Raw genomic sequence first — 22,993 nt, forward strand, 5'->3', positions numbered from 1 at the left:
CTCCGGTCAGTCCGGTCTGGTGCAGTTGAGCGCCGCGTCGATGGCCCGCGCGAGAATGACCGGGTCCGCTGCGGCGTGGACCTGCCCCTCGCGCTGTGCGTGCCCCCACACCGATTCGGGAAAGTGCCGGTCGTCCCGGTAGCGGGGGATCACATGCCAGTGCAGGTGCGGCACCATGTTCCCGAAGCTCGCGAGGTTGATCTTGTCGGGATGCAGTGCCGAGCGCAACGCCGATTCGGTGGCCAGGACGACCTCGAACAGATGCATGCGGTCTGCCGCCGAGAGGTCGGTCATCTCGGCGATGTGCTCCTTCCAGACCACGCGGCAGAACCCCGGGTGGGCTTCGTCCTCCACGCGGAGGACACAGCAGCGACCGTCATCCCAGACGATCTGTTCCGGCGGCAGGGCGCAAAGCGGGCAATCCATGGTTGCTCTCGGGCAGGGTGGGTGCAGAATCCGACATGCAGTTTAAATCCTGCAACGCACTGCGGGGGAGGAACTGTTACGCACTTTCCGGCGCCTTTGCACTTGTGCTGGTCAGGGGGTTCGTGCTGGGGGTGGGCTTTGCGCCACGGTTCCGGTTTCTCCCAGGGCGACGGGGGCGCCCTCCCTGAATGCGACCAGGTTGCCGGGCGGGATCTGAATCCAGCTTTCGTTGTCGGTGAGCGGGGTGGTCGCGATGACCGCCACACGGTCGTCGGGTGTCGTCACGTGACGGAAGTCGAGTTCCAGATCCTCGTCGGCCAGGCGGGCGACGGTGAATGGCGCCTGGCGGATGATGTAGCACAGGCGCGAAGAACAATGTGCAAACAGCCAGTCACCGTCCGAGAGGAGGAAATTGCACTCGCCGAGGCTGCCGATCTCGCAGGCGAGTTCGCGCAGGGCCGCATGCAGCGCGTCGGCTGCAGGCATGCCGTGCGGGAAGCGTGCGGCGAGCACGTCGAGGATGTGGCAGAAGGCGAGCTCGGAATCCGTGCTGCCGACGGGCTGAAAGCGGCCCGAGAGCGGCGGCGCGAACGGCTTCAGGTTGCCGTTATGGGCGAAGATCCAGTATCGGCCCCACAGTTCGCGCTGGAAGGGATGAGTGTTCTCCAGGCGGACATCGCCCTGTGTCGCCTTGCGGATGTGTGCGATGACGTTGAGCGACCGGATCGGATACTGGCGGACCAGTTCGGCGACGGGTGATCGGGCGCTCGGGGCGGGGTCCAGGAACACGCGTACTCCCTTGCCCTCGAAGAAGGCGATCCCCCAGCCGTCGGCATGGTGATCGGTACGCCCTCCGCGTGCGCGGAAGCCGGCAAAGGAAAAGCAGATGTCGGTTGGAACGTTGCAGTTCATGCCCATGAGCTGGCACATCATCGAGCTCCGCAGGAAGGACGCATGCAGTATACCCATGGGCCTGCGCGGTGCAGTGACCGGCTCATCCAGGGGCGAATCAGTCCTCCGGGGGCGAATACGCTCACGGGGGGCTTGTGCTGTCCCGTGCGCGCGCCGCGGCCGATCCGGGGTGGTCGATGAGGCGGTCGGTCAGGCTTGCGCCCACCCACATTGCGCTCAACGTCAGCCAAGCGGTGAGCGCGAACACGGCTGCACCCGATACGCCGGCACCCACTGCGCAGCCGCCGGCGAGCATGCCGCCGAAGCCCATCAACAGCGCACCGGCAATGTAGCGCTTCATCGCGTGGCCGCCTTCGAAGCCCTCCAGCTTGAGCTCGCGCGCCAGGGCCGCAGCGATGAAGGAACCCAGGAACACGCCGGGAACCATGCCCAGGTCAAAGTTCAGCGGTTCGCCGGGTGGAGACAGCACCAGCATCAGCACGTCGGCCGAGGGACTGGTGAAGGACAGGCTCTGTACCGGTGTGGGCGAGAAGCTGACGGTGGAGAGCTGGAACGTGAATAGCCAGGCACAGCCCACCATCAGCCCGGCGGCGATCGCGCCCGCAGAAATGCGCGCGCCGATACCGCTGCGGCGGGCGAGCCACAGCCCGGCGACGAGCCAGACAAGACCGAACGCCAGTCCGCCGCCGTTACCCAGACCGCTGAGGGCGAGCAGGTCGCGGGCGCTGCCGCCTTCGATGGTCCACAGCGTGCCGAGCGCTTCGCGCCATGGCGACAGGATGCCGTCCATCGAAGCCTGGGCCGTGACCGCGAAGATCAGTCCTGAGAGCAGCGCGCGCAGATTGCCATTGGCGGCGAGTACCAGCAGCCGGCTTGAGCAGCCACGCGCGAGCACCATGCCGATACCGAACAGCAGCCCGCCGATGATCGGCCCCGACAGGCTGCCGGGGCTGGAGAGCTGGCGCACGTTTGCGGTGTCGAACACACCGGCGAGGATCAGCCCCTGGGTCAGCACCAGCGCTGCGGCAAAGGCCAGCAGCCAGACCGCGAGTCGGGGCCCCGCCTGCATGCGGGCCACCTCGATGACCGCAGCGCGCAGGCAGAAGCGCGCGCGCTGGGCGAAGAAGCCGAACAGCGCCCCGATGGCGAGTCCGCCGAGCGCGAGCGTCGTGTCCTCTCCGAGCTGGTCGAGGATCCGGGCCACGGTTTCCATGTCTCCTCCTGCGCCGGCATGGATCTGCCGGCTTGTTTAGAGGAAGAGAATATAAGAATGTGTCCAGGTTTGGGGCTTTGTGTTCCGGACGGAGGGGGGCGGGCTCAGCCCTCGAGCTTCCTGCGCAGCAGTTCGTTGACCTGGGCCGGACTGGCCTTGCCCTTGCTCGCCTTCATCACCTGGCCCACCAGCGCGTTGAAGGCCTTCTCCTTGCCGGCGCGGAATTCGTCCACCGACTTCTGGTTGGCGGCGAGCACCCCGTCGATCATGGCCTCGATGGCGCCCGTGTCGGTGACCTGCTTGAGCCCCTGCTTGTCGATGACCTCGTCCGCCGTGGCGCCTTCACCGTTCCACAGCGCCTCGAACACCTTCTTGGCGATGGCGTTGGAGATGGTGTTGTCGGCGATGCGCGCGACCAGCCCGGCGATCTGCGCGGGCGACACCGGCGATGCAACGATGTCGAGCTCGGCCTTGTTCAGGCGTGCGGCGAGATCACCCATGACCCAGTTGGCGCAAGGCTTTGCGAGTGCGGCGCCCGCGGCAGATACGGCGGCCTGGTAGAAGTCGGCGACTTCCTTGGATGCCGTAAGCGTGGTGGCGTCGTAGGCCGACAGGCCCCATTCATCCATGAAGCGCGCCTTCATCGCCCCGGGCAACTCGGGCATCTCGCCCTGCACGCGCGCCTTCCATTCTGATGCGATCACCAGCGGCAGCAGGTCCGGGTCGGGGAAGTAGCGATAGTCGTGGGCGTCTTCCTTGCTGCGCATCATGCGCGTCTCGCCGGTGTCGGGGTCGAACAGCACCGTGGCCTGCTGGATGCGCCCGCCGTCCTCGATGGTGTCGATCTGCCACTGCACCTCGTAGTCGATCGCCTGCTGCAGGAAGCGGAAGGAGTTGAGGTTCTTGATCTCGCGCCGGGTGCCGAACTCGGTCGCCCCCTTCTTACGCACCGAGACGTTGGCGTCGCAGCGGAACGAGCCTTCCTGCATGTTGCCGTCGCAGATGTCGATCCAGCGCACCAGCGCGTGCAGTGTGCGGGCGTAGGCCACGGCCTCGGCCGACGAGCGCATGTCGGGCTCGGAGACGATCTCGAGCAGCGGCGTGCCGGCGCGGTTGAGGTCGATGCCGGTCATGCCGTGGAAGTCCTCGTGCAGGCTCTTGCCCGCGTCTTCCTCGAGGTGGGCGCGGGTCAGGCACACGGTCTTTTCGTAGGCCTGCTCGCCCTCGCCGACGCGGATGGTGATCGCGCCGCCGACCACTACCGGCAGGTCCATCTGACTGATCTGGTAGCCCTTGGGGAGGTCGGGGTAGAAGTAGTTCTTGCGCGCGAATACGCTCTTCTCTGCGACGTGCGCGCCGATCGCCAGGCCGAAGCGGATGGCGCGCTCGACTGCGCCGCGGTTGAGCACCGGCAGCACGCCGGGCAGGGCGATGTCCACTGCGCTTGCCTGACGGTTGGGTTCGGCGCCGAAGGCGGTGCTGGCGCCGGAGAAGATCTTGCTGGTGGTGTTGAGCTGGGCGTGAACTTCCAGCCCGATGACGACTTCCCAATCGGATCGGCTCATCTTCTTTCTCGTGTTGCGTTCGGCGTCAGGCTGCGCAGCCTGGGCGGCGGGCGTGCCAGTCGGTGGCTTGCTGGAAGCGGTGTGCCGCCTCGAGCAGGCGGGCCTCGGCGAAGTAGTTGCCGATCAGTTGCAGGCCCACCGGCAGCCCGCCTGCACCGAAGCCGGCGGGGTGCGACAGGCCGGGCAGGCCGGCGAGGTTTACCGCAATGGTGTAGATGTCAGACAGATACATCTGCACCGGATCGTCTGCCATCGCGCCGAGCGCCCAGGCTGTGCGAGGCGTGGTCGGGCCGGCGATGAGGTCGCAGTGCTGCAGCGCGGCCTGGAAATCCTGTGCGATCAGGCGGCGCAGGCGCTGGGCCTGCAGGTAATAGGCGTCATAGTAGCCATGCGAGAGCACGTAGGTGCCGACCAGGATGCGGCGCTTGACCTCTGCGCCGAAGCCCTCCGCACGGCTTTTTGCATACATGTCGGCGAGATCGCCGTAGTCGGCGGCGCGGTGGCCGTAGCGCACGCCGTCGAAGCGGGACAGGTTGCTCGAGCACTCCGCCGGCGCGATCACGTAGTAGGCCGGGATCGCCAGCTTTGCGTTGGGCAGGGAGACCTCGACCGTGGTGGCGCCGAGCGCGCGGTACTGTTCAATTGCGGCGTCGATCGCGGCGCGCACGTCGTCGGCCATGCCTTCGGCAAAGAACTCGCGTGGCAGGCCGACGCGCAGGCCTTCGAGCGGCTTCGCCGCAGCCGGTGCGGCAAGCGCGGCGGCGTAGTCCTCGGTTGGACGTTCGAGGCTCGTGGAATCGCGCTCGTCGAAGCCGGTCATCGCCGATAGCAACAGCGCGCAATCCTCTGCGCTGGCACCGAAGGCGCCGCCCTGGTCCAGCGAGGACGCGTAGGCGATCATGCCGAAACGGCTCACCAGGCCGTAGGTCGGCTTGATGCCGGTGATGCCGCAGAAGGCCGCCGGCTGGCGCACCGAGCCGCCGGTGTCGGTGCCGGTGGCGATCGGCGCCATGCGCGCCGCGACCGCGGCGGCTGAGCCGCCGGACGAGCCGCCGGGCACGTGAGCCGTGTTCCACGGGTTCTTCACCGCGCCGTAGTACGAGCTTTCGTTGGACGAGCCCATCGCGAACTCGTCCATGTTGGCCTTGCCCAGGCTCACCGCGCCGGCGGCCTTGAGCAGGCTCACCACATGGGCGTCGTAGGGGCTGACGAAGTTCGACAGCATCTTCGAGCCGCAGGTGGTCAGCACGCCTTCGGTGCAGAACACGTCCTTGTGCACGAGCGGGATGCCGGTGAGCGCGCCGGCCGTACCGGTGGCGATGCGCTCGTCGGCGGCGCGGGCCGCGGCGAGCGCACCGTCGCGATCAACGGTGATGAAGGCGTTGAGCTCGGGATTGAGTGTGTCGATGCGGTCGAGGAACAGGCTCGCGAGTTCGACGCTGGAGATCTGCCGCGCGTCGAGCGCGCGGCGCAGTTCCGGGAGGGAAGCGTTGATCATGGGCTGGGCGGGAGTGTGGGCATTGCAAGCGGCGCAATGCGGATCATTCGATGACTTTCGGTACCAGATAGAGGCCCGCCTCGGTCTGCGGCGCGACCTTCTGGAAGGCGTCGCGGCGGTCGGCCTCGGTGACAAGGTCGGGGCGCAGGCGGGTGGCGAGTTCCTGCGGGTGGCTCATCGGCTCGACGCCGGTGGTGTCCACCGCCTGCATCTGTTCGATGAGGCCGAAGATGCCGTTGAGCTTGTCGCGCGTGGCCTCGATTTCGGCCTCGGAAAGGGCGATGCGAGCGAGGCGGGCGATGTGCCCGACCTGGTCATTGGAGAGCGACATGGCGTAACAAAACCTGCTTAATCCACAAAGGTTTGTAGGTTATCATAAGTGCCTTTGCCCCGCCCGGGGCTGCGCCGCGTTGCGGCGACGGGCGGGGTTTTCGCATTGCGGCGCGCCTGTCTGCCGCCTTGCGCGGTCAGACCTCCTCCACCGGTTTCGGAAGGTTTCATGTTCGGTTTCCTGCGCTCCTATTTCTCCAACGATCTCGCGATCGACCTCGGCACGGCCAACACCCTGATCTACGTGCGCGGCAAGGGCATCGTGCTGGACGAGCCCTCGGTGGTTGCGATCCGGACCGAAGGCGGTCCCAACGCCAAGCGCTCCATCCAGGCAGTCGGCCACTCTGCAAAGCAGATGCTCGGCAAGACCCCCGGCAACATCACCGCGATCCGCCCGATGAAGGACGGCGTGATCGCTGACTTCGTCGTCACCGAGCAGATGATCAAGCAGTTCATCAAGAAGGTGCACGACTCGCGCCTGCTGTCGCCCAGCCCGCGCATCATCATCTGCGTGCCCTGCGGTTCCACCCAGGTCGAGCGCCGTGCGATCCGTGACGCGGCCCTTGCGGCGGGCGCATCGCAGGTGTTCCTGATCGAGGAGCCGATGGCGGCGGCGATCGGCGCAGGCCTGCCGGTGTCGGACGCGACCGGCTCGATGGTGGTCGACATCGGCGGCGGCACCACCGAAGTCGGTGTGATCTCGCTCGGCGGCATGGTGTATGCGGGCAGCGTGCGGGTCGGCGGCGACAAATTCGACGAGTCCATCGTCAACTACATTCGCCGCAACTACGGCATGCTGATCGGCGAGACCACCGCCGAGAACATCAAGAAGGAGATCGGCTCGGCCTTCCCCGGCTCCGAGGTGCGTGAGATGGAGGTCAAGGGCCGCAACCTGGCGGAGGGTATTCCGCGCAGCTTCACGATCTCGTCCAACGAAATCCTCGAGGCGCTGACCGAGCCGCTCAACCAGATCGTGTCTGCGGTCAAGATTGGCCTCGAGCAGACCCCGCCCGAGCTCGGCGCGGACATCGCCGAGCGCGGCATGATGCTGACCGGCGGTGGCGCGCTGGTGCGTGACCTTGACCGCCTGCTGATGGAAGAGACCGGCCTGCCGGTGGTCGTGGCGGAGGAGCCGCTGACCTGCGTCGCGCGCGGCTGCGGCATGGCGCTCGACAAGATGGACAAGCTCGCGTCCATCTTCACCTCCGACTGATGCATAGCCCCGGCCCGCATGCCGGGGCGTGCGCTTCCTGACGGCCTGTGCTTTTTCGCGGATGTCTCTCGTCGGCCATCAGCCTCCTCCGATCTTCAAGCGTGGCCCGGCAGCGCCGGCGCGCCTGTTCGGCTTCGTCGCCATCTGCCTGGTGCTGCTGGTGGCAGACCTGCGCTTCCGCTACCTGGAAGTGCTGCGCAACGGGCTGTCGGTGGTGACCTACCCGCTGCAAATGGCCGCGTCCGCGCCTGCGGACGTGGCGCGCAACGCTTCGCGCTACTTCGGCACCTTGATCGACGTTCAGCGCGAGAATGCCGAGCTGCGCCGCATCCAGCTCGATGCCGGGGAGCGTCTGTTGCGCTTCGATCTGCTCGAGCGCGAGAACGCCGAACTGCGCGGCCTGCTCGAGATGTCGCAGCGCGTGCAGACACGCAGCATCGCGGCCGACATCCTCTACAACGCCCCGGATCCCTTCGCGCGCAAGGTCATCCTCGATCGCGGCGCACAACAGGGCGTCGAGGCGGGGCTGATCGTCGTCGATGCCCGGGGCGTGATCGGGCAGGTCACGCGGGTGCACCCGGTGCAGTCCGAGGTGACCCTGCTCACCGACCGCAACCAGTCGGTTCCGGTGAGCGTTGTGCGCAGCGGTGTGCGCGGGGTGCTCTACGGCATCGGGCGAAGCATGCTGGAGATGCGCCACGTGCTGGCAGACGTGGATGTCCAGCCCGGCGACCTGCTGGTGACCTCGGGGCTGGACGGGGTTTTTGTGCCCGGCTTGCCGGTGGCGAGGATCACCCGTGTGGACCGCGATGCGGGTGCCTTCGCGCGCATCGATTGCGAGCCGCTGGCTGCAATCGAGCGCAGCGTCCAGGTGCTCGTCGTGGGGCGCGCGTCGTATCCGCCACCGCCGCCCGACGCAGCGGGAGGGCGCTGAACCATGCAGCCGACCCACCGTTCGCGGCGCATCCTGTTGCCGGTCAAGCTCTGGTTCGTCTACCTGAGCCTCTTCCTCGCGCTCGGCCTCGAGTACATCCCCACTGGACGCACCCCGGGTCTGCCCGACTGGGTGGCGATGGTGCTGTCGATCTGGTGCGTGCGCGAGCCCCTGCGCATCGGCATGGGGGCGGGCTTTGTGTTCGGCCTGCTGCTCGATGTGGGTCTTGGCGCGGCGATGGGGCAGCACGCGCTCGCTTATGTCGTGCTGGCCTACCTGTGCACCAGCATCGCACGCAGGGTGCTGTGGTTTCCGGGCTGGCAGCAGGCGCTGCAGGTGCTGCCGGTCCTGCTGATCGCGCAGGGGCTGATGATGGGGGTGCGCCTGCTTGCGGGGGGCGAGTTCCCGGGTTGGTCCTATTTCCTTTCGAGCTTCACCAGTGCAGTGCTGTGGTGGCCGGTCTCGCTGCTGCTGCTGCTCCCGCAGTACCAGCCGGTGGAGCGCGATGACAATCGTCCGATCTGAGGTCGGCGTGCGATGACCGAGTTCCGTGCGCCTGCAGCCGAACTGGCCGGTTTCCGGCTTCGCGTCGTGGTTGCGGCACTGTTCGTGCTGATCTGCCTGGGTCTTCTTGCCGCACGCTTCCATTTCCTGCAGGTGCGCCAGCACGATTACTTTCTCACCCGCGCAGAGGACAATCGCATCGCCTTGCTGCCGGTGGTCCCGTACCGCGGCACCATTGTCGATCGCAAGGGGGTGGTGCTTGCGCGCAACTATGCGACTTATACGATCGAAATCACGCCGTCGCAAGTGAAGGATCTGGAGGCCACCCTGGACGAGATCGCCAAGCTCGTTCCCGTTGAGGCCCGCGACCGGCGCCGCTTCCGGAAGCTGGTCGAGGAGAGCCGCAATTTCGAGAGCGTGCCGTTGCGAAACCGCCTGAGTGATGAGGAAGTCGCGCGCGTGGCCTCACAGCGCTACCGCTTGCCGGGGGTGGATGTGAAGGCGCGCCTGCTGCGCGACTATCCGCACGGCGCCGCAGCCGCCCATGTGATCGGGTACATCGGACGCATCAACCAGCGCGACGTGGAGCGCATCGACGAGACGGGCGAGACGGCGAACTACCGTGGCAGCCTGTATATCGGCAAGGCTGGGCTGGAGTTGTCCTATGAAAGCGAACTGCATGGCACGACCGGGGTGGAGCAGGTCGAGGTCAATGCAGGTGGCCGGGCGGTGCGCGCCCTGTCGAATACGCCGGCAAAGCCCGGCAACGATCTGGAGCTGACGCTGGACATCGGCTTGCAAAAGCTTGCCGAACAGGCCTTCGGCGGCCGCCGTGGCGCGCTGGTGGCCATCGAACCGGCCACCGGAGGGGTACTGGCACTGGTGTCCACGCCGTCCTACGATCCCAACCTGTTCGTCGATGGCATTTCGACGCAGGACTGGAAGGCGCTTAACGAGTCCCCCGACCATCCGATGCTGCATCGTGCGATCTATTCCGCTTACCCCCCCGGGTCCACCTTCAAGCCCTTCATGGCGCTGGCTGGACTGGAGCTGGGCAAGATCACGGCTGACAAGGAGATCGCCGATCCCGGCCATTTCGTTTTTGGCGGTCATCGTTTCATGGACGACAAGGTCGGGGGGCACGGCATGGTCGACCTGCACAAGTCCATCGTCGTGTCGTGCAATACCTATTACTACCAACTCGCAGCCGATCTCGGCATCGGTGGCATTTCAAGCTTCATGGCGCCCTTCGGCTTCGGTGAGCGAACGGGCATCGACCTTCCGGGCGAAGCCAGTGGTGTGCTGCCCTCGCCGGAGTGGAAGATGCGCCGTTTCAGCAAGCCAGAGCAGCAGCGCTGGTATGCGGGCGAGACGATCTCCGTTGGCATCGGCCAGGGTTACAACGCCTATACCCCGCTGCAGCTCGCCAATGCGCTCGCGGCGCTGGTCAACGAGGGCAGGCTGTACCGTCCGCACGTGGTCAAGTACGTAGTCGATTCGCAGACGGGTGAGCGGCGTGTGATCGAGCCTGAGCCGCTGCGCCAGATTCCGCTGCAGCAGGCGCACCTGAAAGCCGTGCTCGATGCCATGGTGGACGTAAACCAGAGCGGTACCGGCAAGCGCGTATTCAAGGATGCCCCCTACAGTGTGGGCGGCAAGACCGGCACGGCGCAGGTGTACTCGCTGCGTGGTCAGCGCTATGACAAGGACAATGTGCGCGAGCGCCTGCGCGACCATTCCTGGTTCGTCGCCTACGCGCCGGCAGAGAACCCTCAGATCGCGCTTGCCGTGCTGGTGGAGAATGGCGGCTTCGGTGCGCAATCGGCTGCGCCCATCGCACGCCAGGTGCTGGACTATTACCTGCTCCACCGTGAGGCCGATGCACCGGCAGCAGAGGACGCAGAGGGCGTGGAGAGCACGGATGGCGTCGAGAGCGAGGCTGCGGGCGCTCCGCATGCAGCGCCTCCGGCTCCTGCGCAGATCCGGCCGGTGCAGGCCGCGGCGAGGGGTGTACGCTGATGGAGAAACGCTTCAACCCGCTGGTGTTGGTGCGCAGCTTCTTCCGCCCGATCGATCCGTGGTTGATACTGCTGCTCACGGTCCTGCTCGGTGCCGCGCATCTGTTGATGAAGAGTGCGTCCCCCGAGCGGCTCGACGCCCAATTCATGCACTTTGGTGTCGCGCTCGCGGGCATGTGGGTGCTCGCCTTGCTCAAGCCGCAGCGCTTGCTCGCGCTCGCCGTGCCGCTCTACCTGCTGGGCGTGCTGCTGTTGCTCGGTGTGGAGCTTTTTGGCGAGGTGTCCAAGGGGGCGCAGCGCTGGCTCGATCTTGGCGTGGCCCGCATCCAGCCCTCCGAGCTGATGAAGATCGCAATGCCCCTGATGCTCGCCTGGTTCTTCCAGAAGCGGGAGGGGCAGACACGCTTTTCTGACTTCGTTGTTGCGGGCGTGATGCTTGCGGTGCCGGTGGGTTTGATCGTGATTCAGCCGGATCTGGGCACGAGTCTGCTCGTGGCTGCGTCGGGGCTGTACGTGATCTACTTCGCCGGACTGTCGTGGAAGTTGATCGTGCCACTGGTGGTCGCCGTCGTGATCGGCCTCGGCTCCATCGTCGCGTTTGGCGACACCTTGTGCGAGCCGGAGGTCGATTGGCAGGTGCTGCGCGAGTATCAGAAGCAGCGCGTATGCACGCTGCTCGACCCCACCCGCGACCCGCTCGGCAAGGGCTTCCACATCATCCAGTCCACGATCGCGATCGGCTCTGGCGGGCTCACCGGCAAGGGCTGGATGGACGGCACGCAGACCCATCTCGCCTTCCTGCCCGAGCGCCACACAGACTTCATCTTCGCGGTGCTGGCCGAGGAGTTCGGTCTGGTGGGCGCACTGGCGCTGCTTGTCGCCTACGTCATCCTGTTGCTGCGCGGCTTTCACATCGCCGCGAATGCACCCACGCACGCCTCGCGTCTGCTTGCGGGTGCGATCACGATGATCTTCTTCACCTACGCCTTCGTTAACATGGGCATGGTGAGCGGCATCCTGCCGGTGGTGGGCGTGCCGCTGCCCTTCATCAGCTACGGGGGAACTGCGCTCGTCACGCTTTGTCTGGGGATCGGCATCCTCATGAGCATCCAGCGCAGCCGCTTTGCCGACAAGAACTGAAGGTCCGACGTGATTCACAACCTCCCGCCTCCCGCGCCAGGCATTGGCGCCCGTACCATAGCTGCTCCGCGAAGGTCCGCGTGCTCGCGCTTCCTCGCCCGGCTGCCGCTGCTTGCGGCGCTGGTCGCGGGGTTCGTTTTGACAGGCTGCGGCTCCCAGCCTGCGCGCGAGGCGCCGCGCGCCGAAGCGCCCTCGACCTCTCCTGCGCCCAGGGTCAGCACCCCGCGCGGTGGTGGCTACTACAAGGACGATGGTCCGGATGACATGATTCCCGCCGGGCTGGATGACATTCCGGATGCCGAGCCGCGGGTCGAGCCGCTACACCGTTTTGCCAACCGGCCCTATCACGTCATGGGGCAGAGCTTCGTGCCCGTCACCGAGCTGCGAGCCTTCCGCCAGCGCGGCCATGCAAGCTGGTACGGGCGGCGCTTCCACGGCAAGCCGACTTCCAGCGGCGAGCCCTACGACATGTACGGCATGACCGCGGCGCACCCCACGCTGCCGATTCCGAGCTACGTACGTGTGACGCACCTGGGCAACGGGCGCTCGGTGGTCGTGCGGGTGAACGACCGCGGCCCCTTCCTGCGCGGGCGCGTCATCGATCTGTCCTATGCGGCCGCGCACAAACTCGGCTACATCAACACCGGCAGCGCCGAGGTCGAGGTGGAGCAGATCCTGCCGGGCGAAGCACCCATGATCGCCACCCGCCCGGTGCCGCCCCTGCCGGCGCGTGCCGGTGAAGGCGCGGTTGCCGCCGCCGCGGGCGAGGAACTTCCGGCCGCGCGCGCGTTGGCGCCGCTGGCCCGTGCGGCGGCGCAACCGGCCCCGGGCATCGCGAGCGCAGCGGTGGGCGAATGTGCGGACGCGGCGGTGTGCGGCGCAGCGGCGGGGCTGGCGCCTCCGATTGCATCGGCCAGCGCGGGCATCTTCCTGCAGTTGGGGGCGTTTTCCTCGTACGCGAATGCCGAGGGTTTTCGTGACACTGTGCAGAGCCAGGCCTCCACGCTGGCCGAGCGCTTCGAGTTGCTCGCCGACGGCGAGCGTTTCCGCCTCCATGCGGGGCCCTACGACTCGGTCGATGCGGCGCGCAACGCAGCCGAGCGCATGGGCACCATGCTCAAGCTCAAGCCCTTCGTCGTGGTGCGCTGAAGGCCGCGGATGGCTGCAAGGGTTGAAACAAAGGCTTTCGTTTTTTGGTCTGCTTCGGGGCGGCGCCTATAATCGGGCGCTCCCCTTCTTCAAATTCCCCGGGTTGTTCTCATGCGTTTCCTGATCGCCGTATTCGTGTCGCTTTTCTCGTTCGCTGCGCTTGCGCAGTCGGTGCCGCCGCCAGCGCTGGCTGCGAATGCCTGGGTGCTGGTCGATCACGCCACCGGTCAGGTGCTGGCCGGCAAGGACGCCGACGCCCGCATCGAGCCGGCCTCGCTGACGAAGCTGATGACCGCCTACGTCACCTTCTCGGCGCTCAAGGCGGGCACGCTGAGCCCCGATCAGCAGGTGCCCGTATCGGAGCGGGCCTGGCGCATGGAAGGCTCGCGCATGTTCATCGAGCCCAACAAACCGGTCACGGTCGAACAACTGATCCATGGCGTCATCGTGCAGTCGGGCAACGATGCCTGCGTCGCGCTCGCCGAAACCATCGCCGGCAGCGAGGAGGCCTTCGTCGCGCTGATGAACCGCGAGGCGCAGCGCCTTGGCATGACCAATACGAACTTCTCCAATTCCACTGGCTTGCCCGATCCGCAGCTCTACACCACCGGCAATGATCTCGCGCGTCTGGCGACCGCGATCATCCGAGATTTTCCCGAGTACTACAGCCTGTATTCGCTCAAGGAGTACACCTACAACGAGATCAAGCAGCCGAACCGGAACCGTCTGCTGTACATGGATCCGACGGTGGACGGCATGAAGACCGGCCACACGAGCAGCGCGGGCTACTGCCTGGTGTCGACCGCCCAGCGCGGCCCGCGCCGGCTGATCTCGGTGGTGCTCGGTGCCGCCTCCGATACCGTGCGTGCGCAGGAGTCGCTCAAGCTGCTGAACTACGGCTTTCAGTTCTACGACACGGTGAAGCTGTACTCGGCCGATGAGGCCCTGTCGCAGTTCCGCGTGTGGAAGGGCAAGCTCAACGAATTGCCGGTGGGCTTCACCAGCGACTTCACGCTGTCTCTGCCCAAGGAGTCCGCGGACAAGATTCAGGCCACCCTCGAGAGCCGCCAGCCGCTGGTCGCACCGATCGAGAAGGGCCAGGAGGTCGGCACGCTGACCCTGAGTGCCGAGGGGCAGGCGATCGGCCGCTACCCGGTCGTGGCGCTGCAGGATGTGCCGGTGGCCGGTTTCTTCGGCCGCCTGTGGGACGCGATCGTGATGTTCTTCAAGAGCCTGTAAGCGCGGGGAATCGACATGGCCGATACACCGGGCGCGCAGACGCGCCAGACGCTGATCGAATACCCCTGCGACTTCCCGATCAAGGTGATGGGCGCGCGGGTGGATGGCTTCGCCCAAGCGGTGATCGAGGTGGTGCTGCGTCACGCGCCCGACTTCGAGCCCGCTGGCGCCGAGATGCGTCCTTCCAGCAAGGGCAACTACCTCGCGGTGACCTGCACCTTCCGCGCCTTGTCTCAGGGGCAGGTCGATGCGCTGTACCGCGAGCTCACCGCCCATCCGATGGTCAAGGTGGTGCTGTGATCGTCAAACGCCTCGGCCTGGTGGAGTACGCGCCGGCGCTCGAGGCGATGCGGGTGTTCACCGCTGGGCGTCAGGACGACACAGCCGACGAGATCTGGCTGCTGCAGCACCCGCCGGTCTACACCCTCGGGCAGGCCGGCAAACCGGAACATCTGCTGCAGAATCCGGCCGGCATCCCGCTGGAGCGCATCGACCGCGGTGGCCAGATTACCTATCACGGGCCCGGCCAACTCGTGGCCTACCTGTTGATCGATCTGCCACGGCGCCGGCTCAAGGTGCGTGAACTGGTCAAGCTGATGGAGCAGGCGATCATCGACACCCTGGCCGATTTCGGCCTTGCCGCCGAGCGCAAGGATGGCGCACCCGGCGTCTACATCGACGGCGACAAGGTCGCCGCACTTGGTCTGCGGGTCAGGAACGGCTGCAGCTACCACGGTCTGGCGATCAACGTGGACGCTGATCTGACCCCCTTCGGCTGGATCAATCCCTGCGGCTACGAAGGCCTCAGGACGATTCGCATGAAGGACTTCGGCATCGACGCCAGCGTGGATCAGGTCGGTGACTGCCTGCTCGGCCACCTTGAGCGCCTGCTGCCGCCCCTTTCCGCGGCAGATGCCTCGAATCCGGCCGGGCTGGCTGCCGCAACGCCCGCCCGCGCGCCATAATCGCGACAGCGCCCTTCCCCACCCGGAACCCACAGAGAACAGCGACCATGGAAACCCCAGCGCGCAAACAGCGCGGCGCCGACAAGACCGCCCGCATCCCCATCAAGATCGTACCCGCCGAGCGCCTCAAGAAACCCGACTGGATCCGTATCAAGCTCGGCGCGGGCATGGAGGCCGAGCGCTTCAACGAGATCAAGTCCACGCTGCGCGAGCACAAGCTGCACACCGTGTGCGAGGAGGCCTCCTGCCCGAACATCCACGAATGCTTTGGCAAGGGCACGGCGACCTTCATGATCATGGGTGACATCTGCACCCGGCGCTGTCCGTTCTGCGACGTCGGCCACGGCCGCCCCGAACCGCTCAACCCGGATGAGCCGACCGATCTCGCCAAGACGATCGCGGCGATGCGGCTGAACTACGTGGTGATCACCTCGGTGGATCGTGACGACCTGCGCGACGGCGGCGCCCAGCACTTCGTCGAGTGCATCCGCGAGACCCGCGCGGCGTCGCCGAAGACCTGCATCGAGGTGCTGGTGCCGGATTTCCGCGGCCGCATGGAGATCGCGCTCGACATCTTCGACGCCGCCCCGCCCGACGTGATGAACCACAACCTCGAGACCGTGCCGCGTCTGTACAAGCAGGCGCGCCCGGGCTCGGACTACGCCTATTCGCTCGAGTTGCTCAAGCAGTTCAAGGCCCGCCATCCCGAGGTTGCAACCAAGTCCGGCCTCATGGTGGGTCTGGGTGAGACGGACGAGGAGATCCTCGAGGTCATGCGCGACCTGCGCGCGCACGACGTCGAGATGCTCACCATCGGCCAGTACCTGCAGCCTTCGGGCGGTCACCTGCCGGTGCTGCGCTACGTACATCCGGACACCTTCAAGATGTTCGAGACCGAGGCGCTGAAGATGGGCTTCAAGAACGCCGCCTGCGGCCCGATGGTGCGCTCCAGCTACTGGGCCGACCAGCAGGCGCACGGCGCCGGGGTGGTGTGATCATGGCCGAGAGCCGTATCGGGGTCGTTCCCGCTTTGATCCTTGCCGCCGGCATCGGTTTTGCGGGGATGCAGGTGGCGGAGGGGGTCGAGCGCTTCCGGATGGCCGATCGTACCCTCACCGTGAAGGGGCTTGCCGAACGCGACGTGAAGAGCGACTTCGCCGTGTGGGCCCTTCCGTTCCGTCGCGCGGAGAACGACTTCGGTCGTGTGCAGCAGGCGCTCACTGCCGATCGCGAGCGGGTGATCGCCTTTCTGCGCGAGCAGGGTTTCAACGATGAAGAGATCGAGGTGCGCCCGGTGCAGGTGCAGGATCTGCTGGCGCGCGAGTATGGCTCGGATCGTGTGGCCTTACGCTTCACCGGACAGGGACTGGTGGTGGTGAAATCGGCCCGCGTCGATCTCGTGGCTGCGGCATCGAATCGTGTCGATCCACTCGTCGAGGCGGGCGTCCAGCTCGGTGGCGACAGTGGTGACGGCACGCCGCGCTATCAGCTGCGCGGCTTCAACGACATCAAGCCGATCCTGCTCGAAGAGGCGACCCTGAGTGCGCGCGAACTGGCCAGCAAGTTCGCGGCCGATGCGGGCGCGCGCCTGGGCCCCCTGCGCAGCGCAAACCAGGGCGCGATCCGCATCACCGACGACGACGACTCCGACATGGACACGTCGCGCACGATCGGCAAGCGCCTGCGCGTGGTCAGCACCTTCCAGTTCGGCCTCGAGTAGGGCGCGCCGCGCGACCCGAGCACGCGCTGCTGGAACATGGCGGCGGGCGCGGGCGACGCCGGGCAGGCCTCCCCCGGCGCATGCCCGCCGCCCATGGTCGATCAGGGGCAGCCCTTGCAGCCGTCCGTCTGCGCGTTGAGGAAGATCGCCTGGTCGAGGTTGGCGCCGGTGAGGTCGGCGTTGCTGAGCTGCGCGCGGGTGAAGTTGGCGCCCTGCAGGTTGGCGCCCGCGAAGGAGGCGCCCGCGAGCTTGGCGGCGCGCAGGTTGCTGCGGGTGAGCTCGGCGCCGTCGAAGCGGCTGCGCTCGGCGCGCGCGTTGGTGAGGTCGGCGCCGCCGAGCTTGGCGGCGGAGAGGTCGGCGTCGTGCAGGTCGGCGTTCTGCAGGATCGCGTTGCGCAGGTCGGCTTCCTTGAAGCTGGCGCCGGTCAGGCGTGCGCCGCGCAGGTTGGTGCGCAGCATCGAGGCGCCGTCTAGCGTCGCGCCCGCCATCTCGGCCTGGGAGAAGTTCGCCTCGTTCAGCGTGGCGCCGCGCAGGTTGGCGCCGGACAGGTCCGAGCGGGTGAACTGCGAGTTGGCCAGGTTCACCCCTTCGAGGTTCGCCCCGTTGAGGTTGAGGTTGGTGCACAGGGTGCCGCGGCGGATGTCGCAGCCGCCGATGTTGCCGCTGCGCTGGGCGTGGGCAGGCGGGAGCAGGGCGAGCAGGAGACTGGCCGAAAGAGCTGCGTGCAGCGTGGCGCGGATCATGGGCATGGGGAGCGTGGGCTTTCCTGTCAGGCGGGTTCGGCGAGGAGTTGCTCGAGCAGGCCGTGCAGCTTGTCGAAGTCGGGCTCGCCGAGGATCTTCTGCACGATCTGGCCGCGCCGGTCGAGGACGTAGCTGGTCGGCGTCAGGCGCACGCCCTCGAAGCCGCGCGCGATGCTGCCGTCGCGGTCGAGCACGAAGGTGAAGGGCAGCGCGCTGCGCTCGACGAAGGCGGCGACCTGGGCGGGCGGGTCGTAGTCCATCGCCACCGCCACGGTCCGGTAGCCGCGCGCCTCGAACCTCTCCTGGGTCGCCTTCAGCGCCGGCATCTCCTTGATGCAGCTGGTGCAGGTGGTGGCCCAGAAGTTCACCAGCACCACCTTGCCGCGCAGGTCGGCGGTGCGGAAGCTCTGTCCCTGCAGCGTGGAGAAGGTCACGTCGGGTGCGGCCGGCTTCTGGGTGAACACGAAAAAGCCGGCGACGGCGAGGACGAGGACCGCGACGGCGGCGGCGATCTTGAGCTTCATGGCAAGGTCCGGAACGGTTGAAGTGCGCGGCGGCAGGCGCTTTGCGGGCGATTTTGAGCGAGCCACCGAGGCTTGTCACCCTTGCGCTGTCGGACAGACGCTGTCTGCAAAGGTGCCCGGTCTTGCTAGACTTGATTCATCAGGGCGCTGCGACCAAGGTCCCGGCCCCGTTTTTTGCTCCTGTTCAAGCCGAGGTAAGACCGCAATGACCAACCCGCCCGTGTTCACCTGGAGTGACCGTTTCCTGCTCGGGCACCGCACGATCGACGACACTCACCGCGAGTTCGTCGATTGCGTGGATGCGCTGCTGCGCGCCAGCGACGCGGAGATCCCCGCCGCGCTCGACGCCTTCGCCCGCCACGCCGAGGCGCACTTCGCGCAGGAGGACCAGTGGCTGGCCGCGCCCGATTTCCCCAACGGCGGCGAGTGCCACATCGACGAGCACGCCAAGGTGATGGCCTCGGTGCGCGAGGTGCAGGAGCTCGTCGCCAAGGGCGAGGTGGCGATCGCCCGCGAGCTCGCGCAGGCGCTGATGGACTGGTTCCCCGGGCACGCCGACTACATGGACTCGGCGCTCGCTACCTGGCTGGTGAAGAAGTCGCACGACGGCCGTCCGCTGGTGCTGCGGCGCAAGGAACATCTTTGAGCGCCTCGCCGGCCGGGCGCACGCCGCCCCGCCCTCGGCGTGGTCCGGCCCGTGTCCGCCGACCCGGACGCGCGATCGGCTAGAATCGACGTCCACGCCGCCCGGCCGGGCGGCTTTGCTTTTCTGCGATCCAGTTCACGATGTCCGCCCTCCTCAACGCGCCCCAGCGCGAAGCGATCCGCTATCTCGACGGCCCCTGCCTGGTACTGGCCGGCGCCGGCAGCGGCAAGACGCGGGTGATCACGCACAAGATCGCGCACCTGATCAACGAGTGCGGCATCAGCGCCAACAACATCGCCGCGATCACCTTCACCAACAAGGCCGCCAAGGAGATGCAGGAGCGCGTCGCCCACATCATGGGCGGGCGCGTGCCGGGCGGGCTCACGGTGTGCACCTTCCACGCGCTGGGGGTGCGCATCATCCGCCAGGAGGCCAAGCACTGCGGCTTGAAGCCGCAGTTCTCGATCCTGGATGCCTCCGACACCGTGCAGATCGTCTCGGATGTCGCCGGCGACAGCGACAAGGGTATCGCCAAGCAGATGCAGTGGCAGATCTCGTCGTGGAAGAACGCGATGGTCACGCCCGAGGAGGCCGCGCAGCTCGCCGACAGCGAAATCGCTTCGGTCGCCGCCAAGCTCTACAAGGAATACGAGCGCACCCTGCGCGCCTACCAGGCGGTGGACTTCGACGACCTGATCTCGCTGCCGGTGCGCCTGTTCGACGAGCACCCCGAGGTGCGCGAGCGCTGGCAGAACAAGCTGCGCTACCTGCTGGTGGACGAATACCAGGACACCAACCGCGCCCAGTACCGGCTGCTGAAGCTGCTCTCCGGCGTGCGCGGCGCCTTCACCGCGGTGGGCGACGACGACCAGGCGATCTACGCCTGGCGCGGCGCGGACGTCGAGAACCTGAAGCTGCTGCAGCAGGACTACCCCAAGCTCAAGGTGATCAAGCTCGAGCAGAACTACCGCTCCTCGCGCCGCATCCTGGAAGCCGCCAACACCGTCATCGCCAACAACGAGAAGCTGTTCGACAAGCGGCTGTGGTCGGAGCACGGCACGGGCGACCAGATCGTCGTGACCAACTGCCGCGACGCCGAGCACGAGGCCGAGTGGGTGGCCACCAAGATCGCCGCGCACAAGTTCGAGCACCGCACGCGCTTCAAGGACTACGCCATCCTGTACCGCGGCAACCACCAGGCGCGCATCATCGAGCAGCAGCTGCGCAACAACCGCATCCCCTACGTGATGTCGGGCGGGCAGAGCTTCTTCGACAAGGCCGAGATCCGCGACCTGATCGCCTACCTGCGCCTGCTGGTGAATGAAGACGACGACCTCGCCTTCATCCGCGCCATCACCACGCCGCGCCGCGGCGTCGGGCCGACCACGCTCGAGGCGCTGGGCGCCTACGCCGGCCGTCGTCACATCAGTCTGTTCGCGGCGGTGTTCGAGGAGGGCCTGACCCAGCACCTGAACGCCAAGCAGCTGCACGGCGTGCAGGAGTTCGCCGGCTTCATCAACCGCCTGCAGTACCGGGCCCCGCGCGAGCCGGCGGCGCAGTTGCTGGAGGACCTGCTGGCCGCCATCCAGTATGAGGCCTGGCTGTTCGAGCACTGCGACACGCGCGAGGCCGAATCCAAGTGGAACAACGTGCGCGACTTTGTCGGCTGGCTGGGGCGCAAGGGCGAGGAGGACGGCAAGAACCTGATCGAACTCACCCAGACCATCGCCCTGATGTCGATGCTGGACAAGGAAGACCCGGATTTCGACGGCGTGCAGATGGCGACGCTGCACGCCTCGAAGGGGCTGGAGTTCCCGCACGTGTTCCTGGTCGGCGTGGAGGAAGGCCTGCTGCCGCACCAGAGCAGCATCGACGAGGACAAGGTCGAGGAAGAGCGCCGGCTGATGTACGTCGGCATCACGCGCGCGCAGCGCAGCCTCAACATCACCTGGTGCGAGCGCCGCAAGTCGGGTCGGGAGTTCCGCCCCTGCGAACCGAGCCGCTTCATCGCCGAGATGGGCGACGACATCAAGATGAACGACCGCAAGACCGCCGCGCCGGTGTCGAAGGAAGAGGGCAAGGTGCGCCTGGCGAACCTGATGGCGATGTTCGAGAACCGCGACAAGGGCTGATCCGCGTGGCGTCGCGCACGCGGAGCACGTGACGGCAGCGTGTGCGGCGAGCGCGCACGAAAAAGGCAGCCCGCAGGCTGCCTCGTCCGTCGCCGCGCATTCGCAGCGGGGTTACTGCTCGACCGGCGGCTCGGTGTAGCCGGCACCGGCCAGGTTGGCCAGATAGGCCACGGCACGTGCCACCTCGGTATCGGTCAGATCGCTACCGCCGCCACGCGGGGGCATCGCACCCTTGCCCGCGATGGCCGACGCCGTCAGTGCGTCATAGCCAAGTGCCAGGCGGGGCGCCCACTCGCCCGCATCACCCGTCTTCGGTGCACCCACGGCGCCCGAGTCGTGACAGCCTGCGCAGATGGACTTGACGATCTGCTCACCGGTACGCGAGCCGGGCGCGACCGTGACGACCTTGAGTTCCACGCGCGCGACCGGCTGGATCAGCGATGCGGTCAGCTCCGGATCGATCTTGCCTTGATCCCCACAGCCAGCCACCAAGGCTGCGGTGATGATCGCGACGGCGGGCAGAGCGAAGCGGGTGGGGCGCAGTGTGCGTTGGTTCGACATGCTTGGATCCTTTGACGAGGAGTGACGCAAGACTGAATCTAAAGTGCGAATTATAGCCACGTAAGAACCATTGTGGCATCGTGTCATGGACTTTGCCCTCGAACACCGCTATCCTTCCCCGCCTTGTTCTGGATTTCGCCGGACAGCTTGGCGCCCGTAGCTCAGCTGGATAGAGTACTGCCCTCCGAAGGCAGGGGTCGGACGTTCGAATCGTCTCGGGCGCGCCATATTTTTCAATGGGTTAGGTCTTCGCGGACCTAGCCCATTGTTCTTTGTGACCACCCTGTGACCAAACCGTGACCACCCTGTGACCAAGCCAGTGTGACGTCACTCCGTCTTCGCCCCCGTTTGACTCTTGCCTTCCGTGACCACGCTGTCGGGGATGTGCTCGACCAACTGCTCGATCCTGCAGCCGAAGTAGCTGCACAGGCGATCGAGGACGTCAGCCGTTGGGTTGTAGCCGCGACGGTTCGCAATCTTCGACAGGGTCATACGGTGGATGCCGGTCGCCTCAGCTACCTCGACCAGGGTGATCACCCGGTCCTCGCGGTACTCCTTCTCCGCAAGCAGCTCCTTCAGTCGAAATCTAAGCATCGCTGCCTTCCTGGCTGCATGTGATGCTTAATTTTATCAGAAGCTCTTGACAGGCTTCATTTCATGCCTATACTAGGCTTTAAGTGATGCGTTTAAGTATCACTTGAACTTAATGTGTATCTAACGGAGAAGATCATGGAACACACCTATCTTACAACCGAGGAGCTGTCGGCGAAGATCAAGTATGACCCGAGGACGATTCGCGAGCGTTTGAAGGACAGCGTCCTGCTTGAGGGGCGCCATTACTTCCGGCCCTTTGGTGGCCGCAAGATCCTCTACATCTGGGAGGTCATTGAGCGGGATATGCGCGTGGAGGGCTCCAGCTTCGCGATCCCTATGGCCAACGGTGAGGTGTGCCATGGCTAGCATCCAGATAAGGAAGGAGACGGGTTGCCTGATCCTCGACTTTTATTACGCAGGTAAGCGTTGCCGCGAGCAGACCGCCCTGAAAGACACCGCAGCCAACCGCAAGCGCTTGCAGAAGGTGCTCGACCGTATCGAAGCCGACATCGCCGCCGGCGCCTTCGACTACCGTCGCTTCTTCCCCGGAAGCAAGAACGCCGCCAAGTTCGATCCAGCTCCTGCGGGGGCGATCGGAGCGCCACAGACGGTCTCCGCTGTCGGCGTTGCGGTGTCGCCGACAGCGCCCAGCGTCCCGAGCACGCCGCTCTTCAAGGACTTCGCCGAGACCTGGTTCGCCGAGAAAGAGGTGGAGTGGCGTCGCTCGTACCGCACGACGATCCGCCGGGAGCTCGACCGTGCGCTGATCCCTAAGTTTGGGGAGAAGGAGGTCGGCCAGATCTCCAAGGCGGACGTTCTTGCCTATCGCGCCGAGCTCGGCAAAGCGACCGCGAAAGGCAAGCAAACCAAACTGAGGTGCCCTACGTTTTCCGCCTTCCAAGCGGTCGTCCTCATGCTGCCATTTCTTGCTGATCCTGTCGTTCGATCCAGTTCTGCAAGAACGTGG

Annotated in this window: 25 protein-coding genes and 1 tRNA gene; 16 read left to right on the forward strand and 10 right to left on the reverse strand. The window is 66.3% G+C overall.

The genetic code is table 11. From position 1 onward, the window contains the following. Nucleotides 1–6: 6 nt before the first annotated feature. The 6 genes from ACPT9U_RS14045 to gatC form a co-directional block, all read right to left on the reverse strand. Entirely contained in the window at nt 7–426 is a 420-nt protein-coding gene (locus tag ACPT9U_RS14045) for an HIT family protein (RefSeq protein ID WP_435751374.1), read from the reverse strand. A 111-nt stretch (nt 427–537) separates the two neighbouring features. Further along, nucleotides 538–1,356, reverse strand: a complete 819-nt coding sequence (locus ACPT9U_RS14050) for a class II glutamine amidotransferase (RefSeq protein ID WP_435751388.1) — start codon at nt 1,354–1,356, stop codon at nt 538–540. Nucleotides 1,357–1,459: 103 nt separating this feature from the next. Further along, a complete protein-coding gene (locus ACPT9U_RS14055; RefSeq protein WP_418364396.1) occupies nt 1,460–2,551 on the reverse strand; it encodes a YeeE/YedE family protein in 1,092 nt (363 codons plus the stop codon). A gap of 104 nt (nt 2,552–2,655) precedes the next feature. Continuing rightward, entirely contained in the window at nt 2,656–4,116 is a 1,461-nt protein-coding gene (gene gatB, locus ACPT9U_RS14060; protein ID WP_435751375.1) for an Asp-tRNA(Asn)/Glu-tRNA(Gln) amidotransferase subunit GatB, read from the reverse strand. Between the two features lie 25 nt (nt 4,117–4,141). Next, nucleotides 4,142–5,614 carry an Asp-tRNA(Asn)/Glu-tRNA(Gln) amidotransferase subunit GatA gene (gene gatA, locus ACPT9U_RS14065; protein WP_435751376.1) on the reverse strand — a complete coding sequence of 491 codons (1,473 nt, stop codon included), beginning with the start codon at nt 5,612–5,614 and terminating at the stop codon, nt 4,142–4,144. Between the two features lie 43 nt (nt 5,615–5,657). Further along, nucleotides 5,658–5,945, reverse strand: a complete 288-nt coding sequence (gene gatC / locus ACPT9U_RS14070) for an Asp-tRNA(Asn)/Glu-tRNA(Gln) amidotransferase subunit GatC (protein WP_435751377.1) — start codon at nt 5,943–5,945, stop codon at nt 5,658–5,660. Nucleotides 5,946–6,113: 168 nt separating this feature from the next. On the opposite strand from gatC, the gene ACPT9U_RS14075 reads away from it, so the two are divergent. From ACPT9U_RS14075 to ACPT9U_RS14125, 11 genes are all read left to right on the forward strand, one after another. After that, nucleotides 6,114–7,157, forward strand: coding sequence for a rod shape-determining protein (locus ACPT9U_RS14075; RefSeq protein ID WP_418364400.1), 1,044 nt, complete (start codon nt 6,114–6,116; stop codon nt 7,155–7,157). 61 nt (nt 7,158–7,218) lie between these two features. Beyond that, complete coding sequence (mreC, locus tag ACPT9U_RS14080) at nt 7,219–8,091, forward strand: rod shape-determining protein MreC (protein WP_435751378.1); 873 nt, start codon at nt 7,219–7,221, stop codon at nt 8,089–8,091. A 3-nt stretch (nt 8,092–8,094) separates the two neighbouring features. Continuing rightward, a complete protein-coding gene (gene mreD / locus ACPT9U_RS14085) occupies nt 8,095–8,616 on the forward strand; it encodes a rod shape-determining protein MreD (protein WP_418364402.1) in 522 nt (173 codons plus the stop codon). A 12-nt stretch (nt 8,617–8,628) separates the two neighbouring features. After that, the gene (gene mrdA / locus ACPT9U_RS14090; RefSeq protein WP_418364403.1) at nt 8,629–10,614 is read left to right on the forward strand and encodes a penicillin-binding protein 2; all 1,986 of its coding nucleotides are present in this window, start codon (nt 8,629–8,631) and stop codon (nt 10,612–10,614) included. After that, nucleotides 10,611–11,753, forward strand: a complete 1,143-nt coding sequence (rodA, locus tag ACPT9U_RS14095) for a rod shape-determining protein RodA (protein WP_418364617.1) — start codon at nt 10,611–10,613, stop codon at nt 11,751–11,753. The genes mrdA and rodA overlap by 4 nt, the downstream gene beginning before the upstream one ends. Before the next feature lie 12 nt (nt 11,754–11,765). Then, on the forward strand, nt 11,766–12,902 hold the full coding sequence (locus tag ACPT9U_RS14100; RefSeq protein ID WP_418364618.1) for a septal ring lytic transglycosylase RlpA family protein: 1,137 nt from the start codon (nt 11,766–11,768) through the stop codon (nt 12,900–12,902). Nucleotides 12,903–13,013: 111 nt separating this feature from the next. Beyond that, entirely contained in the window at nt 13,014–14,141 is a 1,128-nt protein-coding gene (locus tag ACPT9U_RS14105; protein ID WP_418364404.1) for a D-alanyl-D-alanine carboxypeptidase family protein, read from the forward strand. A 15-nt stretch (nt 14,142–14,156) separates the two neighbouring features. After that, nucleotides 14,157–14,441 (forward strand): YbeD family protein, encoded by a 285-nt coding sequence (locus ACPT9U_RS14110; protein WP_418364405.1) that lies wholly within the window; start codon nt 14,157–14,159, stop codon nt 14,439–14,441. Further along, nucleotides 14,438–15,106: a lipoyl(octanoyl) transferase LipB gene (gene lipB / locus ACPT9U_RS14115; protein ID WP_418364406.1), complete on the forward strand. Its 669-nt coding sequence runs from the start codon at nt 14,438–14,440 to the stop codon at nt 15,104–15,106. Before ACPT9U_RS14110 ends, lipB begins: the two co-directional genes overlap by 4 nt. A gap of 47 nt (nt 15,107–15,153) precedes the next feature. Then, complete coding sequence (lipA, locus tag ACPT9U_RS14120; RefSeq protein ID WP_418364407.1) at nt 15,154–16,101, forward strand: lipoyl synthase; 948 nt, start codon at nt 15,154–15,156, stop codon at nt 16,099–16,101. Between the two features lie 2 nt (nt 16,102–16,103). After that, nucleotides 16,104–16,826: an SIMPL domain-containing protein gene (locus tag ACPT9U_RS14125; RefSeq protein ID WP_435751379.1), complete on the forward strand. Its 723-nt coding sequence runs from the start codon at nt 16,104–16,106 to the stop codon at nt 16,824–16,826. 101 nt (nt 16,827–16,927) lie between these two features. On the opposite strand, the gene ACPT9U_RS14130 is transcribed toward ACPT9U_RS14125, so the two are convergent. Continuing rightward, complete coding sequence (locus ACPT9U_RS14130) at nt 16,928–17,575, reverse strand: pentapeptide repeat-containing protein (protein ID WP_297314858.1); 648 nt, start codon at nt 17,573–17,575, stop codon at nt 16,928–16,930. A 20-nt stretch (nt 17,576–17,595) separates the two neighbouring features. Further along, a complete protein-coding gene (locus tag ACPT9U_RS14135) occupies nt 17,596–18,093 on the reverse strand; it encodes a TlpA family protein disulfide reductase (RefSeq protein ID WP_435751380.1) in 498 nt (165 codons plus the stop codon). A 205-nt stretch (nt 18,094–18,298) separates the two neighbouring features. On the opposite strand from ACPT9U_RS14135, the gene ACPT9U_RS14140 reads away from it, so the two are divergent. Both ACPT9U_RS14140 and ACPT9U_RS14145 read left to right on the forward strand, forming a co-directional pair. Beyond that, nucleotides 18,299–18,739, forward strand: a complete 441-nt coding sequence (locus ACPT9U_RS14140) for a bacteriohemerythrin (protein ID WP_435751381.1) — start codon at nt 18,299–18,301, stop codon at nt 18,737–18,739. A gap of 140 nt (nt 18,740–18,879) precedes the next feature. Further along, nucleotides 18,880–20,871 (forward strand): UvrD-helicase domain-containing protein, encoded by a 1,992-nt coding sequence (locus ACPT9U_RS14145; RefSeq protein WP_435751382.1) that lies wholly within the window; start codon nt 18,880–18,882, stop codon nt 20,869–20,871. A gap of 111 nt (nt 20,872–20,982) precedes the next feature. On the opposite strand, the gene ACPT9U_RS14150 is transcribed toward ACPT9U_RS14145, so the two are convergent. After that, the gene (locus ACPT9U_RS14150) at nt 20,983–21,432 is read right to left on the reverse strand and encodes a c-type cytochrome (RefSeq protein WP_435751383.1); all 450 of its coding nucleotides are present in this window, start codon (nt 21,430–21,432) and stop codon (nt 20,983–20,985) included. Between the two features lie 150 nt (nt 21,433–21,582). On the opposite strand from ACPT9U_RS14150, the gene ACPT9U_RS14155 reads away from it, so the two are divergent. Next, nucleotides 21,583–21,659 (forward strand) — tRNA-Arg (locus tag ACPT9U_RS14155). 100 nt (nt 21,660–21,759) lie between these two features. Here the strand turns inward: ACPT9U_RS14155 and ACPT9U_RS14160 are convergent. Then, complete coding sequence (locus ACPT9U_RS14160; RefSeq protein WP_435751384.1) at nt 21,760–22,026, reverse strand: helix-turn-helix domain-containing protein; 267 nt, start codon at nt 22,024–22,026, stop codon at nt 21,760–21,762. A 135-nt stretch (nt 22,027–22,161) separates the two neighbouring features. On the opposite strand from ACPT9U_RS14160, the gene ACPT9U_RS14165 reads away from it, so the two are divergent. Both ACPT9U_RS14165 and ACPT9U_RS14170 read left to right on the forward strand, forming a co-directional pair. Next, nucleotides 22,162–22,392 (forward strand): hypothetical protein, encoded by a 231-nt coding sequence (locus tag ACPT9U_RS14165; RefSeq protein WP_435751385.1) that lies wholly within the window; start codon nt 22,162–22,164, stop codon nt 22,390–22,392. Beyond that, a partial coding sequence (locus tag ACPT9U_RS14170) for an Arm DNA-binding domain-containing protein (protein WP_435751386.1) occupies nt 22,385–22,993 on the forward strand: 609 nt, incomplete at its 3' end. The genes ACPT9U_RS14165 and ACPT9U_RS14170, both read left to right, overlap by 8 nt.

It is taken from the genome of Thauera sp. AutoDN2 (genome assembly GCF_051280715.1).
GTDB lineage: Bacteria > Pseudomonadota > Gammaproteobacteria > Burkholderiales > Rhodocyclaceae > Thauera.

What these genes read in the sequence shown, in the direction of transcription:
- ACPT9U_RS14045 (WP_435751374.1), bottom strand. Translation starts at nt 426, where the DNA reads ATGGATTGCCCGCTTTGCGCCCTGCCGCCGGAACAGATCGTCTGGGAT.
- ACPT9U_RS14050 (WP_435751388.1), bottom strand. Translation starts at nt 1,356, where the DNA reads ATGTGCCAGCTCATGGGCATGAACTGCAACGTTCCAACCGACATCTGC.
- ACPT9U_RS14055 (WP_418364396.1), bottom strand. Translation starts at nt 2,551, where the DNA reads ATGGAAACCGTGGCCCGGATCCTCGACCAGCTCGGAGAGGACACGACG.
- gatB (WP_435751375.1), bottom strand. Translation starts at nt 4,116, where the DNA reads ATGAGCCGATCCGATTGGGAAGTCGTCATCGGGCTGGAAGTTCACGCC.
- gatA (WP_435751376.1), bottom strand. Translation starts at nt 5,614, where the DNA reads ATGATCAACGCTTCCCTCCCGGAACTGCGCCGCGCGCTCGACGCGCGG.
- gatC (WP_435751377.1), bottom strand. Translation starts at nt 5,945, where the DNA reads ATGTCGCTCTCCAATGACCAGGTCGGGCACATCGCCCGCCTCGCTCGC.
- ACPT9U_RS14075 (WP_418364400.1), top strand. Translation starts at nt 6,114, where the DNA reads ATGTTCGGTTTCCTGCGCTCCTATTTCTCCAACGATCTCGCGATCGAC.
- mreC (WP_435751378.1), top strand. Translation starts at nt 7,219, where the DNA reads ATGTCTCTCGTCGGCCATCAGCCTCCTCCGATCTTCAAGCGTGGCCCG.
- mreD (WP_418364402.1), top strand. Translation starts at nt 8,095, where the DNA reads ATGCAGCCGACCCACCGTTCGCGGCGCATCCTGTTGCCGGTCAAGCTC.
- mrdA (WP_418364403.1), top strand. Translation starts at nt 8,629, where the DNA reads ATGACCGAGTTCCGTGCGCCTGCAGCCGAACTGGCCGGTTTCCGGCTT.
- ACPT9U_RS14105 (WP_418364404.1), top strand. Translation starts at nt 13,014, where the DNA reads ATGCGTTTCCTGATCGCCGTATTCGTGTCGCTTTTCTCGTTCGCTGCG.
- ACPT9U_RS14110 (WP_418364405.1), top strand. Translation starts at nt 14,157, where the DNA reads ATGGCCGATACACCGGGCGCGCAGACGCGCCAGACGCTGATCGAATAC.
- lipA (WP_418364407.1), top strand. Translation starts at nt 15,154, where the DNA reads ATGGAAACCCCAGCGCGCAAACAGCGCGGCGCCGACAAGACCGCCCGC.
- ACPT9U_RS14125 (WP_435751379.1), top strand. Translation starts at nt 16,104, where the DNA reads ATGGCCGAGAGCCGTATCGGGGTCGTTCCCGCTTTGATCCTTGCCGCC.
- ACPT9U_RS14130 (WP_297314858.1), bottom strand. Translation starts at nt 17,575, where the DNA reads ATGCCCATGATCCGCGCCACGCTGCACGCAGCTCTTTCGGCCAGTCTC.
- ACPT9U_RS14135 (WP_435751380.1), bottom strand. Translation starts at nt 18,093, where the DNA reads ATGAAGCTCAAGATCGCCGCCGCCGTCGCGGTCCTCGTCCTCGCCGTC.
- ACPT9U_RS14140 (WP_435751381.1), top strand. Translation starts at nt 18,299, where the DNA reads ATGACCAACCCGCCCGTGTTCACCTGGAGTGACCGTTTCCTGCTCGGG.
- ACPT9U_RS14145 (WP_435751382.1), top strand. Translation starts at nt 18,880, where the DNA reads ATGTCCGCCCTCCTCAACGCGCCCCAGCGCGAAGCGATCCGCTATCTC.
- ACPT9U_RS14150 (WP_435751383.1), bottom strand. Translation starts at nt 21,432, where the DNA reads ATGTCGAACCAACGCACACTGCGCCCCACCCGCTTCGCTCTGCCCGCC.
- ACPT9U_RS14160 (WP_435751384.1), bottom strand. Translation starts at nt 22,026, where the DNA reads ATGCTTAGATTTCGACTGAAGGAGCTGCTTGCGGAGAAGGAGTACCGC.
- ACPT9U_RS14165 (WP_435751385.1), top strand. Translation starts at nt 22,162, where the DNA reads ATGGAACACACCTATCTTACAACCGAGGAGCTGTCGGCGAAGATCAAG.